This window comes from Streptomyces sp. NC-S4 (assembly GCF_054353315.1).
On the sequence record NZ_CM135937.1, the window covers coordinates 4576305 to 4595897 of the forward strand.

General features: G+C 73.4%; 19 protein-coding genes. 5 read left to right on the top strand and 14 right to left on the bottom strand.

Annotation, left to right across the window (positions count from 1 at the left end):
* Positions 1-117 precede the first annotated feature (117 nt).
* The gene (locus ACXNSR_RS20455; RefSeq protein WP_458636986.1) at positions 118-2205 is read left to right on the top strand and encodes a PhoX family protein; all 2088 of its coding nucleotides are present in this window, start codon (positions 118-120) and stop codon (positions 2203-2205) included.
* 81 nt (positions 2206-2286) lie between these two features.
* Here ACXNSR_RS20455 and ACXNSR_RS20460 read toward each other — a convergent pair whose 3' ends face one another.
* The 4 genes from ACXNSR_RS20460 to ACXNSR_RS20475 all read right to left on the bottom strand — a co-directional run bounded on the left by ACXNSR_RS20460 (position 2287) and on the right by ACXNSR_RS20475 (position 7255).
* Entirely contained in the window at positions 2287-3576 is a 1290-nt protein-coding gene (locus ACXNSR_RS20460; protein ID WP_458636987.1) for a sensor histidine kinase, read from the bottom strand.
* Entirely contained in the window at positions 3564-4265 is a 702-nt protein-coding gene (locus tag ACXNSR_RS20465; protein WP_458636988.1) for a hypothetical protein, read from the bottom strand. Before ACXNSR_RS20465 ends, ACXNSR_RS20460 begins: the two co-directional genes overlap by 13 nt.
* Positions 4266-4350: 85 nt before the next feature.
* Positions 4351-6345, bottom strand: coding sequence for an FUSC family protein (locus tag ACXNSR_RS20470; protein ID WP_458636989.1), 1995 nt, complete (start codon positions 6343-6345; stop codon positions 4351-4353).
* Between the two features lie 82 nt (positions 6346-6427).
* Positions 6428-7255: a hypothetical protein gene (locus ACXNSR_RS20475; RefSeq protein ID WP_458636990.1), complete on the bottom strand. Its 828-nt coding sequence runs from the start codon at positions 7253-7255 to the stop codon at positions 6428-6430.
* A gap of 125 nt (positions 7256-7380) precedes the next feature.
* Between ACXNSR_RS20475 and ACXNSR_RS20480 the strand changes: the two genes are divergently transcribed.
* The 3 genes from ACXNSR_RS20480 (at position 7381) to ACXNSR_RS20490 (ending at position 8822) form a co-directional block, all read left to right on the top strand.
* Positions 7381-7869, top strand: coding sequence for an RrF2 family transcriptional regulator (locus tag ACXNSR_RS20480; RefSeq protein ID WP_458643349.1), 489 nt, complete (start codon positions 7381-7383; stop codon positions 7867-7869).
* Positions 7870-7952: 83 nt separating this feature from the next.
* Positions 7953-8351: a RidA family protein gene (locus ACXNSR_RS20485; RefSeq protein WP_458636991.1), complete on the top strand. Its 399-nt coding sequence runs from the start codon at positions 7953-7955 to the stop codon at positions 8349-8351.
* Positions 8352-8417: 66 nt separating this feature from the next.
* Positions 8418-8822 (top strand): hypothetical protein, encoded by a 405-nt coding sequence (locus ACXNSR_RS20490; protein WP_458636992.1) that lies wholly within the window; start codon positions 8418-8420, stop codon positions 8820-8822.
* Between the two features lie 69 nt (positions 8823-8891).
* Here the strand turns inward: ACXNSR_RS20490 and ACXNSR_RS20495 are convergent, their stop codons facing one another.
* The 6 genes from ACXNSR_RS20495 to ACXNSR_RS20520 form a co-directional block, all read right to left on the bottom strand.
* The gene (locus ACXNSR_RS20495) at positions 8892-9086 is read right to left on the bottom strand and encodes a hypothetical protein (protein WP_458636993.1); all 195 of its coding nucleotides are present in this window, start codon (positions 9084-9086) and stop codon (positions 8892-8894) included.
* A gap of 59 nt (positions 9087-9145) precedes the next feature.
* On the bottom strand, positions 9146-9538 hold the full coding sequence (locus ACXNSR_RS20500; protein WP_458636994.1) for a hypothetical protein: 393 nt from the start codon (positions 9536-9538) through the stop codon (positions 9146-9148).
* A gap of 114 nt (positions 9539-9652) precedes the next feature.
* Complete coding sequence (locus ACXNSR_RS20505; protein WP_458636995.1) at positions 9653-10252, bottom strand: class F sortase; 600 nt, start codon at positions 10250-10252, stop codon at positions 9653-9655.
* A 227-nt stretch (positions 10253-10479) separates the two neighbouring features.
* A complete protein-coding gene (locus ACXNSR_RS20510) occupies positions 10480-10728 on the bottom strand; it encodes a hypothetical protein (protein ID WP_458636996.1) in 249 nt (82 codons plus the stop codon).
* A gap of 21 nt (positions 10729-10749) precedes the next feature.
* Positions 10750-11517, bottom strand: a complete 768-nt coding sequence (locus tag ACXNSR_RS20515; protein ID WP_458636997.1) for a CbtA family protein — start codon at positions 11515-11517, stop codon at positions 10750-10752.
* 52 nt (positions 11518-11569) lie between these two features.
* On the bottom strand, positions 11570-11785 hold the full coding sequence (locus ACXNSR_RS20520) for a CbtB domain-containing protein (protein ID WP_150258425.1): 216 nt from the start codon (positions 11783-11785) through the stop codon (positions 11570-11572).
* Positions 11786-11972: 187 nt separating this feature from the next.
* Between ACXNSR_RS20520 and ACXNSR_RS20525 the strand changes: the two genes are divergently transcribed.
* Positions 11973-12440 (top strand): histidine phosphatase family protein, encoded by a 468-nt coding sequence (locus ACXNSR_RS20525; protein ID WP_458636998.1) that lies wholly within the window; start codon positions 11973-11975, stop codon positions 12438-12440.
* A 57-nt stretch (positions 12441-12497) separates the two neighbouring features.
* On the opposite strand, the gene pucL is transcribed toward ACXNSR_RS20525, so the two are convergent.
* From pucL to ACXNSR_RS20545, 4 genes are all read right to left on the bottom strand, one after another.
* The gene (gene pucL, locus ACXNSR_RS20530; protein ID WP_458636999.1) at positions 12498-13415 is read right to left on the bottom strand and encodes a factor-independent urate hydroxylase; all 918 of its coding nucleotides are present in this window, start codon (positions 13413-13415) and stop codon (positions 12498-12500) included.
* 282 nt (positions 13416-13697) lie between these two features.
* Positions 13698-15047 (bottom strand): aspartate aminotransferase family protein, encoded by a 1350-nt coding sequence (locus tag ACXNSR_RS20535; protein WP_382589035.1) that lies wholly within the window; start codon positions 15045-15047, stop codon positions 13698-13700.
* Positions 15048-15113: 66 nt separating this feature from the next.
* Positions 15114-15941: a PaaX family transcriptional regulator C-terminal domain-containing protein gene (locus ACXNSR_RS20540; protein WP_458637000.1), complete on the bottom strand. Its 828-nt coding sequence runs from the start codon at positions 15939-15941 to the stop codon at positions 15114-15116.
* A gap of 315 nt (positions 15942-16256) precedes the next feature.
* Positions 16257-19526 (bottom strand): BTAD domain-containing putative transcriptional regulator, encoded by a 3270-nt coding sequence (locus ACXNSR_RS20545; RefSeq protein WP_458637001.1) that lies wholly within the window; start codon positions 19524-19526, stop codon positions 16257-16259.
* Positions 19527-19593 lie beyond the last annotated feature (67 nt).

A 19593-nucleotide genomic window follows, 5' to 3' on the forward strand; every position in this document is an offset into this window, starting at 1 on the left:
CCGGGTTCACCGACCGTTCATCCCCGCGCCGCCGCTTCGGCGCAACCCGGCCCTACCGTCGCGGCTGGATCGTACCGACGCGTTGTCGGCGCCCACGCAGCTACTCGGAGGACACTCGTGCGCAAGCTTCTGCCGTTCATCGGCAACCCGCATGGGAGCGGCCGGTCCGCTCTCACCTGTCGTTACCGCTGTGGCGACGCCTGCTTCCACGAGGTGCCGAACACCAGCGACAACGAGTACGTCGGCGATGTCATAGCCCGCGCCTACTCCCGCCGCGCGATGCTGCGCTCCGCCGCCGTCGTGACGGTCGCCACCGCGGCCGGTTCCGCCGTGGCGTTCGGCGGCCCGGGGCAGACCGCCAACGCCGTCCCCTCCGCCGATGCAGCCGCGGCCGGTGCGGGCAAGAGCGGCGAGGCCGCCCGCGGCCTGCGCTTCAAGGCTGTCGCGCCGAACACCGACGACAAGGTCACCGTCCCCGAGGGCCACGAGCAGAACGTGGTCATCCGCTGGGGCGACCCGATCATCAAGGGCGCCCCCGGCTTCAACGCCGACAAGCAGACCGCCACCGCGCAGGCCGGTCAGTTCGGCTACAACAACGACTTCCTGAGCCTCCTCCCGCTCGGCGGCGACTACGAGCGCCAGCAGCTGCTCGTGGCCAACCACGAGTACACGGACGAGAACCTCATGTTCAAGGCGTACGACCCGGCCAACCCGACCCGCGAGCAGGTCGAGATCGCCTGGGCCGCGCACGGCCTGTCCGTGGTCGCGGTCCAGGAGGACCACCGCAGCGGCAAGCTGACCGCGATCAGCCGCCACCAGCTCAACCGCCGGCTGACCGCCACCAGTGAGTTCCGGCTGACGGGCCCGGCCGCGGGCAGCGCCCTGCTGAAGACCTCCGTCGACGCCACCGGCACCAAGGTGCTCGGCACGCTCAACAACTGCGCGGGCGGCACCACCCCGTGGGGCACCACCCTCCACGGCGAGGAGAACTTCAACCAGTACTTCGGCAACGCCGGCCAGGTCACCGACCCCACCCAGGCCGCCCGCCTGAAGCGCTACGGCGTGACCGCCGGTGCCACCGAGCGCAAGTGGGAGCGGTTCGACAAGCGCTTCGACGTCGCGCAGGAGCCCAACGAGTCGCACCGCTTCGGCTGGGTCGTCGAGCTGGACCCGTACGACCCGAACTCGGTCCCGCGCAAGCGCACCGCGCTCGGCCGCTTCAAGCACGAGGCCGCGCAGCCCCGCCTGACCGAGGACGGCCGTCCGGTCGTCTACATGGGCGACGACGAGCGCTTCGACTACTTCTACAAGTTCGTCTCGTCGAAGCAGATGAAGAAGGGCAACTCGCGCGCCGCGAAGGAACACAACCTCACGCTGCTCGACGAGGGCACCCTCTACGTCGCCAAGCTCACCGGTGACTCCCCGGCCGCCGAGTTCGACGGCACCGGCAAGCTCCCCTCCGACGGCGAGTTCGACGGCTCCGGCGTGTGGATCAAGCTGGCCACCGGCAATGTCTCGCACGTCGAGGGCATGACCGCCGAGGAGGTGTACGTCTTCACGCGCCAGGCCGCCGACAAGGTGGGCGCCACGAAGATGGACCGCCCCGAGGACGTCGAGCCCTCCCCGCGCACCGGTCGCGTCTACATCGCGCTGACCAACAACACCGACCGCGGCAAGCCGGGCAAGGAAGGCGCCACCGAGGCCAACCCGCGCAACCTGAACAAGCACGGCCAGATCCTGGAGCTCGCCGAGAACTTCGACGACCCGGCGGGCGACGGTTTCGCCTGGCGGCTCTTCCTGGTCGCCGGTGACCCGAACGACCCGGCGACCTACTTCGCGGGCTTCCCCAAGGACAAGGTCAGCCCGATCTCCTGCCCGGACAACGTGGCCTTCGACCCGCACGGCAACCTGTGGATCTCCACGGACGGCAACCAGCTCGGCTCCCACGACGGCCTGTTCGGCGTCGCGACGGCCGGTGAGCGCCGCGGTGAGCTCAAGCAGTTCCTGACCGTTCCGCGCGGCGCCGAGACCTGTGGCCCGCTCATCCAGGACAAGCGCGTCCTGGTCTCCGTCCAGCACCCGGGCGAGATCGACGGCGCGTCCGTCGAGAAGCCGCAGTCGGTGTGGCCCGACGGCCCCGGCAAGATCGTCCGCCCGGCGGTCGTGTCCGTCTGGCGCAAGGACGGCCGCAACATCGGCGTCTGACCGGACCAGTTGACCCGAGGGGCATGTTTCACGTGAAACATGCCCCTCGGGCGTCCAAGCGGCTCAAGTCGGTCAATTCCCCTACGGCACCCTGCCGACGGGGAGCCGGAGCGTCGTCACCGCGCCCCCGTCGGGCGCGTTGGCGAAGCCCACCGAGATCTCCAGCACGGCCGCCTGCCCCATCACGATGGTGAGGCCCAGGCCGTGGCCGCGCCCGCGGCCCGGATCCCCGGTACGGAACCGCTGCGGGCCCTGCTCGATCAGTTCGGGCGGGTAGCCCGGACCGTGGTCGCGGACCACCACCACCGGCCCGTCCACGGTCACCTCGACCGGTGGCCTGCCGTGCTTGCCCGCGTTGGCCAGCAGGTTGGCCAGGATCCGGTCGAGGCGCCGCCGGTCGGTGACCACCACCGTGTCCTGGAGCACCCGTACCGAAGCGGCCGGCACGGCCTCCGGCACGGCCGGGCCCCCGGCGGCGGCCGCCGTGGCCGCCGCGACCGCCCGCTGCACCGCCCGGCCGAGCTCCACCCGGGCGAGGTCGGCCCGTTCGACGCCCGAGTCCAGCCGGGAGATCTCCAGCAGGTCCTCGGTCAGCAGGTGCAGGGCCTTCAGCCGGTTGTTGATCATCTCCTTGGGGCGGCCCTCGGGCAGCAGGGCCGCCGCGGCCAGCGAACCGGTGAGCGGGGTGCGCAGCTCGTGCGCGACATCCGCCGTGAAGCGCTTCTCGGCCTCCAGCCGGCCCTGGAGCGAGCTCGCCATCGAGTCCAGCGCGTGCGCCACGTCCCGGACCTCGTCGCGGGAGCGGCCCGGCCCCGGATCGTCCCCCTCGGCCGGGAAGTTCACCCGGGCGTCCAGGTCCCCGGCGCTGATCCGGCGGGCCACGGCGGCCGTGGTCGCGAGCCGCCGGCTGATCCGGTCGGCGAGGAACAGGCCGGCCAGTGCCACCAGACCGGCTGCGAGGATCGCGGAGGCGAGGATCGCGGTGTCGATGTCCCTCAGCCGTGCGCGGGTGCTCCCGAAGGGCAGCCAGACCGCGAGTGCCTTGTCGTCGGCGGGTCCGGCCGCCCACATGACGGGCTTGCCCGCCTGCACGCCGACGATGCTGCCGGTCTGCCCGCTCGCGACGAGCTCGCGCAGGCGCCGGGGAAGGTCGGGCGGGTCGAACACGGCGTTCACGTCGCCGTGCGCGGTGCCGTACTCGTAGTGGCCCAGGGCGTGGTCCAGCTCGGTGACGGCGGCCTTGCGGACCTCCCCGACCATCTGCCGGGCGACCACGTTGTGCACCAGGATGCCCAGCGCGGCGGCGACCATGCAGCACACCATGGTCGTGGTCAGCGCGATCTTCCAGCGCAGGCTGCTCAGCGCGCGCATCGCGCCCCGTCCCCGCTCGCCGGACTCTGCACGCCGCCCGGGCAGTCGTCGAGGGTGAGCTGGGAGAGGTTCATGATCCCGGCTTTGGGGTCCCACACGTAGTCGGAGACGGCGACGTGGTCGGGGTTGGTCGTCGGCTCGCGGACCGCCAGGTGTTCGGCGGCCACCTCCACGCCCTCCAGCACCGCGCGCAGGGACAGGATCCGGGCGATGCTCCCGTCGTCCTGGACGGTGTAGACGCGCAGCTCGCTGAGCCGGCCGTCGACGTCCAGGGCGGTGATGAGCTCTTCCCGGCCGTTGCCCGTCAGGTCGTGCAGGACCGCGGGGCGCACCGGGCAGTCGGGGCCGCCGTCCACAGCCTGTGTGCAGAGGCCGAGCCGCTGGACGGCGCGCGGGTCGACGAGCCGGCCGGTCCCGCCGTCCTGCTCGGCGGCGGAGGTGATGTCGGCGCGTACGACGGACAGCGCATCCACTCCGCGCATGCTCAGGTCCGTCACCTTGGGGAGCCCGGGGACCACGGCGGCCGTGCCCGGCTTCTGGTCCGGGGCGGGCGGGGCGGGGCGGATGTCCTTCCACAGGCTCTTCGGGGCGTGCACCGTGCCGAGGTCGCCCTCGCTCTGCAGTCCCTCGACATCGGCGCACCCCGCCAGGAGTACGGCGAGGACCATCACGGCAGGGACGCGGCGCATGCTCCGATGCTGCCCCGTCCGGCCCCGCCCGGCCCGGGAGGCGACCCATTCGGGGGACACCGGCCCGGGGCGGGGCGGGCGGGGGTCAGGACTCCGGCCGGGCGATGGCCAGGGCCGCCGCGATCTCCTGGTGGACCGGGGCCAGCACGCTCGTCGCCTCGCCCTCCGGTTCCGCTTCGACCCGCACGGGGACGGTGCTGCTGCGCACCCGCACGGCCAGCTCGCGCAGCTGCCGCGCGATCGACTCCACCTCCTCGGCGGGTGGCGGGGCCGCGCCGTGGTTGACCCGGACCCGCGCGGCGGTGGTCGCGTCCACGATCCGTTCGACGGCGACCACCAGCGGCCACCAGGCGGCGGCCCGCGCCCCGGTCGGCGGCGGCTCGGTCAGCGCCCGCTGGAACTCGCTGCGTACGCCCGACAGGTCCCGGTAGATGCGCCGCCGGGCCTGGAGGCGGGTGGTCCGCGCCACGGCGAACGCGGCCTCGTCGGCGACCGGTGCGAAGGCCCGTTCCGCGTAGCGGGCGGCGTCGTCCACGGTGTCGGCGAGCCGGTCCCCGATCCGGGTGTGCCAGCTCTCGGGCCACAGCAGGTACCCGAAGACGAGGGTGATGGCGCAGCCGATCAGGCTGTCCACCAGCCGGGGCCGGATCAGGTCGAAGCCCTGGTGGTTGAGCAGGTCCGAGAGGAGCAGGATCACCGGGGTGATCGCGGCGGTCTGGAAGGCGTACCCCTTGACGGAGAAGGCGGGGATCAGCCCGGCCAGCACCACCATCACCGGGACGTCCCACCAGCCGCGCGGCACCTCGGCGAGCACGGCGGCCGCGATGACCAGCCCGCCCGCGGTGCCGAGCGCGCGCAGGACGGCCCGGGAGAACACCGAGCCGAAGTCGGGCTTGAGGACGAAGGTGACGGTCAGCGCGATCCAGTAGGACCGCTCGACCTCGATCACCGATACGAGGGACTGCGCGATCCCGATGCACAGCGCGAGCCGCAGCCCGTACCGCCAGGAGGCGCGCGACAGCACCATGTCGCGTACCGCCCGCCGGGCCCGTACCCGCAGTGCGGCGGGCCGGCCGAGGCGGTCGTCCACGTTGTGCAGGTCCGGTTCGGCGACGTGCACGATCTTCGCGGCGTGTCGCAGGGCCGCGTCGACGGCCCGTTCGGCCGGGGTGTGCGCGGCGGGCAGGTCCAGTACGGGGGTTCCGGTGCGGCCCTCCTCGACGGCGTCGGCCAGGTCCCGTACGGCCGCCGGGATCTCGGGGGGCAGCGGCCGGCCGCGCAGGTGCGCGGCCGGCGCGGCCTCGACCAGCGGGATCAGCACGTTGAGCTGGGCCAGCAGCCGCACCAGCGAGGGGCTGCGCCCGTGCACCCGGGCCCGGCGGCCGAGCACGAGGTCGTAGGCGTGGTTGATGGCCTGGGTGACCTGCTGACGGCACTCCTCGTAGCGGGCGCCGGGTCCGCCGGCGGCCTCCAGGGCGTCGGCCAGGGCCCGGTAGGTGTCGGCCACGGCGGTGCGTTCCGGCTGCCGGCGGCGCAGCGGCCAGCCCAGCAGGCTCAGCGCGAGGACGAACAGCCCGCCTGCGCTCAGCAGCAGCGGGGCCGTCCACCAGGGCTCGGGCAGCGGCAGTCCGGCGCCGATCACGGCGTTGAGCAGGAGGAGCAGTCCGGACACGGAGGCCACCGTGCCGATGGAGGAGATCATCCCGGAGACGAGGGCGATGAGGGTGAGTGCTCCGACGGCCAGCCAGCCGTGTCCGTAGACCAGGGTGCCCAGTGCCACGCCGACGGCGCCGAAGAGCTGGGGGACGGCGATGTTCAGGACACGCATCCGGTAGGCGTCGGCGGTGTCGCCGATGACTCCGGCGAGGGCGCCCATGGAGGCGAGTGCGCCGTATTCGGGCTCGTCGAGGGCGAAGCCGACGGCGAGCGGGACGGACATCGCGACCGAGGCCCGGGCCACGGCGGCCCACGGGATCGGTGCGGCACTGGGCTTCAGCCCGTTGAGCAGCCAGGAGGGCGGAGCCAGCGGATGGTGCCGGGCTCGCCGCGACGATATGTGTTCGGTGCGTTCGGTGCTCATTCCCGCTTCCGTGCCCGCCGCTCGCGAATCGGTTCTTCTGTGATCTTCTACGTGGTTCTGTGCGTGTTGGTACCTTCCGAGCTTATGGGGTGCGGCGTAGTCGGCCCATCACCCATGCGGCAAGTGCGGCGGCGAGCCCGATCGCCAGCACCACCCAGGCGGTGGTGCGCAGGTACGCGGTGAGGGCGTCGTACACCGCTCCGGCGGCGGGCCGGTCGATGTCGGCGGGCAGATCGTCCAGGGTGAGCCGGCGGCACACGTCCACCGCGAGCCACAGCAGTCCGGCCCCGACCGCCAGCCCCACTCCGGTGGCCATGACGGCGCGCCGCCGGTGGACGGCGACGGCGATGGCCGTCGCGGCCAGGACCAGGGTCAGTACGGGGAGCCAGACGCCGGCGGCCTGGAGCATGTGGAAGCCCTTCCGGAGAGCGGCGAGGTTGTCGTACTCCATGACCTTCACGGTCAGGTGGGACACCGGGATGCGGTCGGCGAAGGGCACGTCGTCGGCGACGAGGTCGCCCCTGACCTGGGCGATGACGGGCGCGAGGTCGATGGTGAGGGCGTCGCCGTGGCCGGTGGTGAGCGCCTCGAGGAACGCGGCGTGGGCGGCGCGGTTGGCCGCGTCCCAGGCGGTCCGGTAGGCGGCGGTGCCGGCGAAGGAGTGCAGGGCCTCGCCGAGCAGGGTGTCCAAGCCGATCTGGAAGGGGCCCGCGTCGATCTGGCCGGCGAGGGCCCGGGTGACCTGGGTGACGACGACCTCCTGCACTTTGGGGTTCTCGGCGAGGGGGGACATGGCGGCGGTGTACCGGTCGGCGTTGCCCAGCTCGCGGTCGGCCCAGTACGCGACGGCGCTCGCGGGCACCAGGAGGGCCACGAGCACGATGAGTACCGTCGACAGGATGGTGCGCACGTCACCAGGGAAAGCGGACGCGGGGCCGGGCGCGAGCGGTGTTGCTGCGGGCGGGTGGCGGGCCCCCGGGCGGCGGGGCACCCTTGCGCCGCTAATCCTGGACATCTAATATCCAGAATATGAAGATGAGCGAGGGCGTCGAGTGGGCGCTGCACAGCTGCGTCAACCTGGCCTGGAGCGGGCCGGACCGCGCCGTGTCGGCGGCGCGTCTCGCCGCGTGGCACGACCTGCCCGCGGCCTACCTCAACAAGCAGCTCCAGGCACTGGCCCGGGCGGGCATCGTCACCTCGACCCCCGGTCCCCGGGGAGGCTTCCGGCTGGCCCGCCCGCTCGACGCCATCTCGCTCATGGACGTGGTCGCCGCCGTCGAGGGGCCCGAGGAGGCCTTCCGGTGCGCGGAGATCCGGCAGCAGGGGCCCGGCGCCGGCGAAGGGGCGGACACCGCCCCCGAGAAGGACGCCGCCGACTGCGCCATCGCGCACGCCATGACCCGGGCCGAACTGGTGTGGCGCCGGGCGCTGGCGGCCCAGAACCTCGACGAGATCCGGCAGCAGGCCGAACGGCAGGCCCCCGAGGCCCCCGAGCGGCTCCGCGCCTGGCTCGCCACGCGGTAGCCGCGCCACGGAGCACACGGAGCACCACGGAGCACACGGAGCACACCGCACCACACGTACGGAAACGGAAAAGGGAGCTCGGCATGACGCGCAGCATCATCAACCCGGCAGGACTCCACACCCCGACCGGTTACGGCTACAGCCACATCGTCTCCGCACCCGGGGAGCAGGTGTTCATAGCCGGCCAGTACGGCTCCGACGAGGACGGCCACGTCGTCTCCGAGGACTTCGCCGACCAGGTCGAGCGGGCCTTCGCCAACCTCCGTACCGCCCTCGCGGCCGTCGGCCTCGGCCCCTCTGACGTGGTCCGCATCGGCACCTGCATCGTCGGCCACGACCAGCGGAAGCTGGAGATCCTGCTGAAGCAGCTGCACGCCACCTGGGGGACCGAGCTGCCCGCCCAGACCCTGATCGGCGTCGCCGCACTCGCCCTGCCCGACATGCTCTTCGAGATCGACGCCGTGGCCGTGCGCACGCCCTGAGCGCTGATCCACTTGCCCGCCGGGGGCGGCGGGTGTGCCCTGGATGATGGGAGAGAGGAGCCCGTCATGGCACATGCGGCACCCAGCGCCCTCGGGCGGCGCCGGCAGACGGCGAGCAAGACCCACCTGCACAAGAGCGCGTTCGTGGGGCCCGTGCTCCTCGGACTCGTCTACGGCTTCTGGGCCGCTTTCATCGAGCGCCAGGCGGGTCCGGTGACCACGGCCAACGTCTTCTACGGGATCCTGTGCGGCTTGATCTTCGCGGCGGTCATGTTCGGCCTGGGCAGGGTCGGCCCCCGGATGATGCGCGAGGTCCACGCCGCCGCCTACGGAGCCTTCGGCGGCATCGCGGTGGGCTATCTGCACAGCCTGACCGACCAGTCGATCCTCAAGGCCGTGGTGGTGGGCCTCGCCGTGGCCGCGGGCGTCGGTCTGGCGGCGTTCTACCGCTACTACACGCACGAGGACTGAAGCGGCCGCCCGGCCGGGACGCGCCGGGAGCGCCGGGAACCCCGGCGCTCCCGGCGCGTCCGCGCGGTCCTAGGCGGCCGAATCGGCGGGGGCGGGCCGCTGCGGTTCGCTCTCGGCCGCGGCGACCGTGGCGGTGGCTGGGGCGGCTGCCGCGGCCGTGGCCTTCGGGGCGGCGGCCGGCTCGGTCCGGCGGACCGGCGGGGAGATCCGGCTGACCTCGGCGCGGAGCATGGCGTTCAGTGCGGCGTACGGGTCGATGGGCATGGCGGAACCTCACGGTGCTCAGGGGGGGGGTGGGGGGCTGCGTCCGGACCTCGGTCCGCTCAGCAGCGCAGCACCACACTCCGCACCGCCCGCCGGGACAGGGCCGGTTCGGCCGCCTCCGCGGCGGGCCCGCGCACCGGGGCGGCCGCGTGTTCCACGTGAAACACCGCGAGCGGTGCCCGCCGCACGCCGGACAGCCCGCGCGTGACCGTCCGTACGGCCGCCCGCGCCTCGGGATCGGGGGCCGGAGCCGGATCGGACTGGCCCTCGCCGGGCTCGGGGGACTCGGCGGGGGCGCCCGGCGCGGCGGGCACGGCGGGCGCGGTGGAGGCGGGGCGGAACTCGGCGGCCTCGGCTCCGGCCGGACCGGCGCCGAAGACGCACAGCAGCACGACACAGGCCACGGTCAGGGCCCTGGCCAGTGCCGAACGCGCGTGGTGCCTCCCGCTCATGCGAGGGGTCTGCCCCGCCACGCCGGACGACTCCCGGTCGGACCCCGAGAAGCCCCCGACCGGGGGACGAAGACACCCCCCTCGGCTGACGGACCGCCACCCGATCCGGTGGTCTCAGTGGGCGCGGCGCTGCCCGGTCAGCCGGGCCAGCACGGCGGTCTCGCCACCGACCAGCCGCAGTTGGGCCCGGCCCGACGCGCCCTCGTGGCCGGAGGCCCGGCCGGGTGAGATCCGTACGACGGTGAACACGGCCGTACGGCTGTCCGCACGGGGGATCTCGATGGTCCGGCCCCGCCGCAACCCGTCGAGGCGAACCCCCTCCACCGTGACCACCGCGGTCCCGGCCGCACCCGGCGCCGGACTCCCGGTGTCCCAGACGACCTCCGCGCGGCCGCCGGTCAGCGGCAGGTCCACGTCCAGGCTCGGAATGAGCAACCGCACGGGGCGCGCGGCCCGCAGGGGTCCGGTGACCGTCCGCAGCGGCCCGGGGGCGGTCCCCGGCGACCGGGCCCCCGTACCGGGGGTGTGCTCGCCGGACTGCTCCAGTTCCCGCACCAGACGGCGGTGGCCCGACAGCCCCAACGCCCGGGAGGGCAGCGCGTCGTCGGTGGTCACGGCCGCGGGCCGGGCACCCTCGGTCCGTTGCAGCACCACGATGCCGGTGGACAGCAGAACCACCGTCAGCGAAGCGACGGCCCACTTGGCGCGGGGCATGGGAATCCCTCCTGTCCGGCCCTGGCGGCCGGGTCATGTGAGCAGTGGACACCTCCTCTGCCCGTCGGTACCCCGTGCAACACGGTGGACTGACATGGCGTCACGGGCGTGTCGTCGCCCGATCGGGGAGTCTTCGCAGTTCGCGAAGGGTCCGCCCACCGGATGCCCACGGTGGTACCCGTGCGCCCGAACGGGTGAGAGACGCCGACTGGCTCCGGAAGGGAGGCCTAGCCCCACATGACCAGGGCGGCCGCGCCCGCACCCATCAGCGCCCCGGCCAGGTGCATGGCCGGGTGGCCGTAGTCGCCGTACCAGAGGTGGCGGGCCAGGCCGCCCAGTGCGGCCAGTGCGGCGATGATCCCGATCTGGCCGAAGAGCGTGACCGCGCAGCAGGGGGCCAGGAGCAGCAGGAGCGAGTTCAGCCAGAACGGGGCCGCGCCCGTCCAGCCCCGCCACTGCCTGATCGCCGTCGCCATGTACTACCGGCCCCCTCGTGCTCAACTCATCGGCTGCACAGCCTCCTTGGGTGCGGAGGCGGACACAAGGGCTCGTTCGGCTAGAAAACCGAAAGCCAGGCCGAAAGTCGTCCACAGGGCCGTCTGGATGGCCAGGGACGCGATCCGGAACTCCCAGATCAGCGCGGCGGGGAAGCCCGGTGGGACCTCGTCGACACCGGGCAGCAGGGCGAACGAGAGGCCGATGGCCAGGACGAAGGCCGCGCCGGCGACCACCGACGCGTTCCAGTTGCCGAGCCTCGGCGCGAGCCGTCGCCCGAGGATCAGTGCGCCGGCCGACAGCAGCACGCTCAGGGCGATCATCAGGAGGTAGAGGGCGGTCCGGCGAGCGGCGGTCCCGGGGTCGCCCACGGCGGGGGGATTCGCGGGGTACTTGAAGAACGGCACCAGGGTCACGGTGACGTAGAGGCCCCCGGTGACCAGTGCGGCCGTGGCCCGCGGGCCGAAGCGGCCGATGCGGCCCAGGGCGAAGCAGAAGACGAGCGCGGCGATGCCGCCGAGTGCCACCGCGTAGAGCAGGACGCCGGTGCCGAGCCCGGCCGTGGCCTGGAGGGCCCGGCCGACCGGGGCGTCCTCGCCGTGGTCGTGACCGGCCGCGGCGGCCTCCTCGATGGCGATCGCCGCGTCCACCTTGGACTCGCCGAGGAGGTAGGCGACGAGGAAGGCGGCCACGCCGGCCAGCAGGCCGGCGAGCATGCCGCGGACGAGCAGGGTGCGGGGGGAGACCCCACCCGGAGAAGTGGAAGTCATCGGTCTGTTCCCTTGCTTTCCCTTGCTGGGACGTCGGTCGGTGGCAGGGGAATCAGTGGCAGGGGAACCCGAGCAGGTGGCGGCCGTCGTGCAGCCACTCGTGGATGGTCTCCCCTTCGAAGACCGAGGTGGCGCCCTGCTCGGCGCCGACGAAGTACAGCAGGACGAGCATGAGGATGCCGACGAACACGGCCCAGGGGGCCAGCGCGGAGAGCGAGATGGGGGCGACGGCGGGTGAGTTCGTCGTGGGCACGGCGGAGTGGGCCATGGCAGAACCTCCAGAGGGAACACGCGTCCCGGTCAGTGGTGCTCGCTGCGACGGTGGCGGGTCTGACTTTCCTCCCCTCCGGGAGGTTTCACAGTGGCGCGACCGTGCCGGATTCTCACCGTGCTTCCGTCGTTCCGTCGTAAGTCAATTGAACCATTTGTGACCGTACCGCGCTTACGCTCCCCTTATGAAGACCCCGTTGGTACGAGTTCGGCTCATCACCTTTCCCCTGGACGCGGCCGCCCGCCAGGGCCGCTTCGGGCACGCCCGGCCGTGCCCGGGCCACGAGGGGCTGCGCGGTCTGTCCACGGGTGAATGGGCCGGGCGCACCCTGGACGAGGTGGCGGGCCGGGACCCGGCGGCCGTGCACGCCTGGATGTCGGATCCCGCGTACGCGCCACCGGGCGGTGAGTCCGTGGACGCGCTGATCGCGCGCGTCGGGGCGGTGCTGGCGGGCCTGGCGCAGGGCACGCACCGGATGGCGGTCGAGCAGGCCGTCGTCCGGGCGGCCGTGGTGCACGCCCTGGAACTGCCCGCGGCGGCCTTCTGGCGGCTCGACGTACGGCCGGAGACGGTGACCACCCTCACCGGGCGGGCGGGGCGCTGGAACCTCCTGGTCGGACAGGAGCAGGACGAGCACCAGCCGCAGGGGTGAAACGGTTCGGCCCGGACCCCGCGACGCGGTCCGGGCCGACGGGCGTTCACCCGTGCGTCACGCGACGATCCAGTCGGACGTGGCGATCACCGGCTGCACGCCGTCGCGGTGGATGGTGCCCTCGATCAGGCCGTACATCCGGTCCGCCGCGAAGTAGACCTCGTTGTCGTTCTTGAGGCCGAAGGGCTCCAGGTCGACGAGGAAGTGGTGCTTGTTGGGGAGGTTCAGACGCACCTCGTTGACCTTGGCGCAGTTGTCGAGCACCCGCTCGGCCATCTGGTTCAGGGTCTGCTGCAGCGAGTACGAGTACGTCTCCGCGAAGGCTTCCAGCAGGTTCTTGCGGACCTTCTTGTACGCCTGGTCCCAGTCGTACCCGGCGTCGTCGGCGGCCAGCGCCGAGTGCGCCCAGCGCGCGGTGACCTTGGTCGCCAGGATCCGGTCGTACGCCTCCTTGAGGGTCGTGTACTTGTCCTTGATGTAGCCGTGGAACTCCGAGTTGGTCGAGTTCATCACCGTCAGGTCCTTCAGACCCGAGATGACCTGCAGGCCGGTCGTCTCGCTGTAGGTGATCTGCGCGGTGCGCACCTCCTGGCCCTTGCGGACGAAGGAGTGCTGCTCCTTGCGCGTGGGGACCGGGATGCGGTCCCACACGTACTCCTCGATGCGGATCTGGGCCTCGCGGATCGGCTCCTGGGAGGAGACGAAGTGCTTGGCGAGCAGGATGCCGAAGGCCTCGGGGGAGTCGATGCCGTGCTCCTTGCCGAAGGCGTACACGGTGTTCTTGGTGGTGTCGGTCGGCAGGCAGTTGGCGTTGTCGCCGGTGAGGTGGACATCGCGGAATTCACCGCGGAGCGCGACCGAGACGTTGAGGTCGCGGATCTCGTGCCAGGAACCGTCGCCGCCCTTGCGGGTGACCTTCACGATGCGGTTCTCGGCCTTGCCGTACTGGTTCTGGGCCAGGACGTGCTTGCTCATGCTGTCTTCCTTCGGGTACTCGGGAACACGGAGTCCGGTCGTCTGGATCCCGTACGCCCGGCGTCCAGCGCCCGCCCGGATCAAGGACGTCCCGCTCCCCGCCGTTCGGCCCCTCGCCGAGGGACCGCCCCGGGCCTGACGTGCATCCCGGTTCGTAGGTGCTTGGCCTGTTGTGCGTATTGCGGCCTGCACGGATTGCAGCACGCGCACGGGGGGTTGATCCCCGTACGAATCATCCGAACACCAGCACCCACGCCTTGGGCGACCCCACAGAAGCCCAGGTCAGGCAGTGTGCGCATCCGCCACCGTGAGGGCCTCGTCGAGGATCTCCAGCCCCTTGGCCACGTCCTGCGGCGAGATGTTGCACGGCGGCGCGATGTGGATGCGGTTCCCGGCGATCAGCGGCCAGAGCCCGCCCTTCTTGCACGCCGCCCCGAACTCGGCCATCGGGGCGTTCTGCGCCCCGGAGGCGTTGTACGGCACCAGCGGCTCGCGGGTCTCCTTGCTGCGCACCAGTTCCAGGGCCCAGAAGGTGCCGAGCCCGCGGACCTCCCCGACCGAGGGGTGCCGCTCGGCGAGCGCGCGCAGGCCGGGGCCGAGCAGCTCCGCGCCCGTGCGGGCGGACTGCTCGACGATGCCCTCCTCCTCCATCACGCCGATCGTCGCGACGGCGGCCGCGCAGGCCAGCACGTGCCCGGAGTACGTCAGCCCGCCCGGGTAGGGCCGGCGGGCGAAGGTCTCGGCAATGGCGGCCGAGATGGCGACCCCGCCGAGCGGGAGGTATCCGCTGGTCACGCCCTTGGCGAAGCAGATCAGGTCGGGGGTCACGTCCCAGTGCTCGGAGGCGAACCACTTACCGGTGCGCCCGAAGCCGACCATGATCTCGTCCAGGACGAAGACGATGCCGAAGCGGTCGCACAGCGCGCGTACGCCGGCCAGGTAGCCGTCCGGGTGCACGAGCACGCCCGGGGCGCCGCCGACGGTCTCCAGGATGATCGCGGCGATGGACTGCGGCCCCTCGAAGACGATGGTGTCCTCCAGGTGGCGCAGGGCCCGCTCGCACTCCTCGGCGGGGGTGGCCGCGTAGAAGGGCGAGCGGTAGGCGAACGGCCCCCAGAAGTGCACGACACCGGCGGTCGCGGAGTCGTTGCCGAAGCGGCGGGCGTCGCCCGTGAGGTTGATCGCGGTGGAGGTGGCGCCGTGGTACGAGCGGTACGCGGACAGCACCTTGGGCCGGCCGGTGTGCAGCCGGGCCATGCGGACGGCGTTCTCCACGGCCTCGGCACCGGCATTGGTGAAGAAGATCTTGTCGAGGTCGCCGGGGGTGCGCTCGGCGATCAGCCGGGCGGCCTCGGAGCGCACGTCGACGGCGAAGCCGGGCGCGACCGTGCACAGCTTGGCGGCCTGCTCCTGGATGGCCGCGGTGACCTTCGGGTGCTGGTAGCCGATGTTGGTGTAGACGAGGGCGCTGGAGAAGTCGAGGAAGCGGTTGCCCTGGTAGTCCCAGAAGTACGAACCCTCGGCGCCGGCCACGGCGAGCGGGTCGATGAGGTCCTGCGCCGACCAGGAGTGGAAGACGTGCTTCCGGTCGGCGTCTTTCACGGCGGCGAGGGCATCGGCTTCTGTGTTCATGAAACGAGCGTAGTTGTCCAGGATGTGGACGGGCCGGGGATCGGCCCGGGGTGCTGGGGGGCCGGGTCAGGCCAGAGCCTCGCCGTACAGGCGGAACAGCCGGGGCCCGGCGGCCGGGGCGGTGGCCCCCAGCGCGGCCCAGGCGTCGGACGCCGCCGCCCGGGCCGTCGTGCCCGGCCACGGCTGCGGCAGCAGCTCGGGCGGGAGCAGCGGATCGGGGAGCATCGCCGCGGAGAAGGCGGCGGCCAGCGTCACCGCGTGCGCCAGCCCGGCGACCCGGTCGGCTCCGGCCGGCTGCTCGGCGAGCGCGCGCAGCTCCCCGTACCGTGCCGCGATCTCCGGCAGCGGCCACAGCCGCTCCGCCAGGGCGCGGGGGTCCGAGGTGCCGCCCACTGTCAGGTCCCGGGTGCTCAGGCAGGTCAGCGCCTCCGACAGGCCCAGCTCCGCCGCGTGCGCCCGCACGTACGGGCCGATCGCGTTCGGCGTGACGTACAGACCGCCCTGGACCGGGGCGGCCCCGAGCCCGGTCAGCGCGTCTCGCAGGGAGTCCCGCGCGGCCCGCGCGGATTCCGGTACGGCGAAGGCGAAGGCGTGCCAGAGCCCGTCCCACGGCTCCAGTCCCCGGTCCTGGCGGTAGGCGTGCCGGACGAACTCCACCTCCGGTACGAGCGCCGGCCCGGCCCCTGGCTGCGTCCCCGCCAGGCGCAGCACGGCCCGCCGGCCCCGCCCCTCCACCGTGAACCGGCCCTCGGTCTCCAGCCGCTTCACGCACAGCCGCACCTGCTGGTCGGTCATCCCGAGCAGGGCTGCGACCTCGTACAGCTCCTCGCCCGCGACCGTCCCGTCCTCCCGGACCAGCGCGTGCACCACCATCCGCGTGGGGATCCCGCTCATCGCGCCGCCACCTCCTTGTGCATCGTCGTCACGCCCCCGAATCCCCGCACGTCCCGCAGCCAGGGCGTGCGCCGCACCCGTACCGCCCGGCCGACTGGTGGCCCGTCACGCCGGCCACCCGGCCGGCCCCTTCGGGCAGCCCGCGCCGTACCTTCATGCTCTCCGTCGTCATGCGCGCAAGCGTAATGCGCTCATTGTCGTTACGATCGTTTTTGATACGAGCGAATATATGTGTGAATCCACGCCGCGGAATCCGGACCGAGCGAACCCGGCACCCTCACGGTCCGCCGCCGTCCGGGGCGCTTCCCGGGGAGTTCAACCACTCAGCGTGACCCGCACGAGGTCCCGTACGGCCGCCGTCCCCGGGGCTCCGCCGGCGTCCTCGTACCGCGCGTACTCCTCGTACCGCGCGTACTCCTCGTACGCATCGCCGAGCGCGGCGCGCGCCGCGCCCTCCACCCGGGCCGCGTCGGGGCGCGAGTGGTCCGGCCCGCCGCGCACCGCGAGGGCCGCGGCAAGCAGCCGGGCCGCCTCCCGCGGCCGGTCCAGCCGGACCGCGTGGTCCGCGACGCCCACCAGCACCTGGGCGAGCGTCGGGGCGTGCCCGCAGGCCAGGGCCAGCTCCAGCGCCTCGGAGCGGTGGGCGCGGGCGGCGGCCAACGCGCCGTCCGCCGCGTCCAGGTACCCGAGGGAGTCGAGCACCACGGCCTCGAACACCGGGTGCACGGCGACCTCGCGGACCGCCTCCCCGGCCCGCGCCAGTTCGGCCCGTGCCGACACCGGCTCGCCGTTCCAGCGCGCCAGGTCCGCCTTGCCGTGCGCCATCATGGCCAGCGCCTCGGGCCAGCCGGCCGCCACCGCGTCCCGCTCCGCCCGGGCCATCACCGCCGCGCTGCCCGCCGGGTCCCCGGCGAGCAGGCACAGCTGTGCCTGCCTGACCCAGGCGTACAGCCGGTCCTCGACGACACCCAGCTCGCCGATCACCGCCACGGCCTCCTCGTAGTGGCCGATCGCCGCGCGGTGGTCGCCGCCCCGGGCCACCAGATCGGCCAGCAGCGTCAGCGCGAAGGAGATCCCCCAGCGTTCCCCGAGCCCACGGAACCCGGCCAGGGCCGCCTCGATCGCGGCCTGCGCCCGCGCGGGCGGGCCGCCCGCCCCGAGCAGGGTCTTGGCGCCCTCCAGCCCGGCCTGCGCCCGCACCCAGGGGTCCTCGTCGGCCAGCAGCCCCGCCCACGCGTCCGGCGGGGCCGCCCTCTCCCCGTCCGCACCGGGCAGCAGCCGCTCCAGCGGCTCCAGAAAGCGGACCACCGGATGCCGGCTCCCGCTGCGTCCGGCGAGCAGCATCCCCTCGCGGAGCAGTTCACCGGTCCGCCGGTCGTCCCCGAGTCCGGCCGTCGCGAAGAGCACCGCCAGTGCGCAGGCCACGGCACGGGCCGCGTCGTCCCCGTTCGCCCCGTCGTCACCCTTCTCGTCCGCAACGGGCAACGCGAGGGCCCGCGCCGCCAGTTCGGCGCCTTCCGCCTTGTGTCCGCCGAGCCACCAGTACCACCCGGCCGCCGCCACCAGCCGTACGGCCGACCGCGCGTCGCCCGCCGCGATCGCGCCGCGCAGCGCCGCGGCCAGGTTGTCGTGCTCCTCGGCGAGCCGCCCGAGCCACTCCAGCTGCTCCGCCCGCCGCAGGTACGGGTCCGCGGCCCGGGCCAGAGCGGTGAAGCAGGCGGCGTGCGCGCGGCGGACCGCCTCCCGCTCACCGGCCTCCTCCAGCCGTTCCAGCCCGTACGCGCGGATCGTCTCCAGCATCCGGTAGCGCCCGTCGCCCGCCGTCACCAGCAGGGACTTGTCGGTCAGCGAGGTGATCAGGTCGAGCACGTCGTACGCCTCGACCGGCCCGCCCGCACAGACCGCCTCGGCCGTCTCCACCGTGGCGCCGCCGGGGAAGGCGGCGAGCCTGCGCAGCAGGACCCGCTCGGCCTCCGTCAGCAGCTCCCAGCTCCAGTCGACCACCGCGCGCAGGGTCCGGTGCTGGCGCGGAGCCGTCCGCGCGCCGCCCGTCAGCAGCCGGAAGCGGTCGTCGAGCCGGGCCGCGAGCTGCTCGGCGCTCATCGCGCGCAGCCGGGCCGCCGCCAGTTCGACGGCCAGCGGCATTCCGTCCAGGGCCCGGCAGATCCGGGTCACGGCGGCGGCGTTCTCGTCGGTGACGGCGAAGCCGGAACGGGCCGCCGCCGCCCGGTCGTTCAGCAGCCGTACCGCCGCGTACGACATGGCCCGCGCCGCGTCGGCGCCCTCGGGCGGGAGGTCCAGCGGCCCCACCGGCCACAGTGCCTCGCCGGTGAGGCCGAGCGGCTCCCGGCCGGTCGCCAGGATGCGCAGCCCCGGGCAGGCGCCGAGCAGCCGGTCGGCCACCCGGGCGGCGGCTTCGACCAGGTGCTCGCAGTTGTCGAGGACCAGCAGTGCGGTGCGGGTGCGCAGGGCCGCGGTGAGCCGGTCCAGCGGGTCACCCGTGGCGGGTGCCTGGTCCCGCGGGGCCAGCGCGTTCAGGACGGCGGGCGCCACGTCGGCCGCCGCGCCCAGCGGTCCGAGTTCCACCAGCCAGACGCCGTCGGGGAACCGGGCGAGCAGGGGGCGGGCGCTCTGCAGGGCCAGCCGGGTCTTTCCGGCGCCGCCGGGTCCGATGAGCGTTATGAGCCGGAACCGGCCCATGAGGGACTCGATCCGGCCGAGATCCTCGTCCCGGCCCACGAAACTGGCCAGTGGGTCCCGGAGGTTGGTCGGCGGTGACGGCGGTGACGGCGGTGACGGTGCGTCGGGGCCCGGCGGCCGACCGCCGGCCGCGGGCGGCGGCCCCGCGGGGACCTCGACCTGTCCGCGCAGTACGGCGGTGTGCAGGGCGGACAGCTCCGGTGAGGGGTCCGTCCCGAGCTCCTCGGCGAGGGCCTCGCGCGCGTTCCCGTAGACGGTGAGCGCTTCGGCGGGCCGTCCGGCCGCGACGAGGGCCCGCATCAGCGCCCCGACGAGCCGCTCCCGCAAGGGGTGTTCGGCGACGAGGGAGGTGAGCTCGCCGGTCAGCTCCCGGCCGCGTCCCACTCGTATGTCCGCCTCGATCCGGTCCTCCAGGACCGCCGTCCGCAGCTCCGAGAGCCGGGTCACCGGGGCCCGGAAGGAAGCGGAGGCCGCGACGTCCAGCAGGGCCGGGCCGCGCCAGAGTTCCAGGGCCTCGCGGAGCAGCCACGCCGCGGCGGCGGGGTCCCGGGCCAGTACCCCGCGGCCCGCCGAGGCCAGCCGTTCGAAGCGGACCACGTCCACCGCGTCGGGCTCGACGACCAGGCGGTATCCGGCCGGGTGGGCCGCCACCTCCACGCCGGGCAGGGCCCGGCGCAGCCGCGACACCAGTGCCTGAAGGGCGTTGGCGGCGCCGACCGGTGGAGCGTCCTGCCAGATCCGGTCGACCAGCAGCTCGGAGGCGACCACCCGCCCCGGTTCGAGTGCCAGCAGGATCAGCAGGGCCCGCAGGCGCGTCCCCCCGACCGCGACGCCGCTTCCGTCCTCGCCCCGTACGTCCAGGGCCCCCAGCATCGAGATCCGCATGGCGACATTGTGCGGCCCCGGTCGGCGGTATTGCCATTCCATTGTGTCCGGCACGGGTCGTCGGGGA

Coding starts and splice junctions, on each gene's coding strand:
- ACXNSR_RS20495 (WP_458636993.1), bottom strand. CDS start 9,086: ATGCCCATCGACCCGTACGCCGCACTGAACGCCATGCTCCGCGCCGAG.
- ACXNSR_RS20525 (WP_458636998.1), top strand. CDS start 11,973: ATGAAGACCCCGTTGGTACGAGTTCGGCTCATCACCTTTCCCCTGGAC.
- ACXNSR_RS20490 (WP_458636992.1), top strand. CDS start 8,418: ATGGCACATGCGGCACCCAGCGCCCTCGGGCGGCGCCGGCAGACGGCG.
- ACXNSR_RS20505 (WP_458636995.1), bottom strand. CDS start 10,252: ATGCCCCGCGCCAAGTGGGCCGTCGCTTCGCTGACGGTGGTTCTGCTG.
- ACXNSR_RS20520 (WP_150258425.1), bottom strand. CDS start 11,785: ATGGCCCACTCCGCCGTGCCCACGACGAACTCACCCGCCGTCGCCCCC.
- ACXNSR_RS20510 (WP_458636996.1), bottom strand. CDS start 10,728: ATGGCGACGGCGATCAGGCAGTGGCGGGGCTGGACGGGCGCGGCCCCG.
- ACXNSR_RS20515 (WP_458636997.1), bottom strand. CDS start 11,517: ATGACTTCCACTTCTCCGGGTGGGGTCTCCCCCCGCACCCTGCTCGTC.
- ACXNSR_RS20485 (WP_458636991.1), top strand. CDS start 7,953: ATGACGCGCAGCATCATCAACCCGGCAGGACTCCACACCCCGACCGGT.
- ACXNSR_RS20460 (WP_458636987.1), bottom strand. CDS start 3,576: ATGCGCGCGCTGAGCAGCCTGCGCTGGAAGATCGCGCTGACCACGACC.
- pucL (WP_458636999.1), bottom strand. CDS start 13,415: ATGAGCAAGCACGTCCTGGCCCAGAACCAGTACGGCAAGGCCGAGAAC.
- ACXNSR_RS20465 (WP_458636988.1), bottom strand. CDS start 4,265: ATGCGCCGCGTCCCTGCCGTGATGGTCCTCGCCGTACTCCTGGCGGGG.
- ACXNSR_RS20540 (WP_458637000.1), bottom strand. CDS start 15,941: ATGAGCGGGATCCCCACGCGGATGGTGGTGCACGCGCTGGTCCGGGAG.
- ACXNSR_RS20535 (WP_382589035.1), bottom strand. CDS start 15,047: ATGAACACAGAAGCCGATGCCCTCGCCGCCGTGAAAGACGCCGACCGG.
- ACXNSR_RS20480 (WP_458643349.1), top strand. CDS start 7,381: ATGAGCGAGGGCGTCGAGTGGGCGCTGCACAGCTGCGTCAACCTGGCC.
- ACXNSR_RS20470 (WP_458636989.1), bottom strand. CDS start 6,345: ATGAGCACCGAACGCACCGAACACATATCGTCGCGGCGAGCCCGGCAC.
- ACXNSR_RS20545 (WP_458637001.1), bottom strand. CDS start 19,526: ATGCGGATCTCGATGCTGGGGGCCCTGGACGTACGGGGCGAGGACGGA.
- ACXNSR_RS20500 (WP_458636994.1), bottom strand. CDS start 9,538: ATGAGCGGGAGGCACCACGCGCGTTCGGCACTGGCCAGGGCCCTGACC.